This window comes from Actinomadura logoneensis (genome assembly GCF_003428695.1).
Classification (GTDB): domain Bacteria; phylum Actinomycetota; class Actinomycetes; order Streptosporangiales; family Streptosporangiaceae; genus Spirillospora; species Spirillospora logoneensis.
Map to the genome: position 1 here is coordinate 1 of NZ_QURH01000376.1, position 654 is coordinate 654.

1 protein-coding gene is annotated in these 654 nt (G+C 74.2%); it reads left to right on the plus strand.

Annotation, left to right across the window (positions count from 1 at the left end; all coding sequences use genetic code 11):
• The first annotated feature begins 160 nt into the window (after window positions 1–160).
• Window positions 161–649 carry a hypothetical protein gene (locus DZF91_RS22810; RefSeq protein WP_117359464.1) on the plus strand — a complete coding sequence of 163 codons (489 nt, stop codon included), beginning with the start codon at window positions 161–163 and terminating at the stop codon, window positions 647–649.
• Window positions 650–654 lie beyond the last annotated feature (5 nt).

The following is a 654-nucleotide window of genomic DNA, read 5'->3' on the forward strand; positions in this document are numbered from 1 at the left end:
CCCGGCCGGTCATGCCGGCCGGGGCGCACGGTAAAGACTTCGCAGGTCCCCCCTTGAGCCGGTGCGCGGCGGGAAGACCGGACGGTGACCGGAGAAGCGCTTCGTGTCATCACCGCGTGTTTCGGGGGGAACCGTGCGCCACGTGCTGGGATGTCTGGGGTTGACCGGGACCGTGTTCGCCGCCGGTCTGGCACTGGGCGCGGACCCGGCACGGGCGGACGACCTGGACGTGTCGCCGAGCCTCGTGCGGCCCGGCCAGCCGGTCACCGTGTCCGGCGGCTGCCAGACCACCGACCGGTACGTGAACATCACGGGCGGCGCGCGCGGCAAGGGCGTGGTGAACGACGGCTGGTTCAGCGTCACGGCGATGCCGACCAAGAACCGCTACGGCCGCTACGGCATCACCGCGAAGTGCATCACGTCCAACTACTCGCAGACCGGCGCGTTCCGGATCGGCGTCCGGCACCGGGAGCGGGAGCGGGAGCGGCACTTCCATCACCACCCGTACGGCGGGGCGATGACGGGCGGCGGCGGGACGCAGCGGCCGGGCGCGCCCTGGACCGGACTCGGCCTGGTGGCGCTCGCCGGAGCCACCGCGATCGGCGGGACGGCCCTGAGGCGGACGCGCGCCGCCCGCGGGCGGGCCTGACCTCC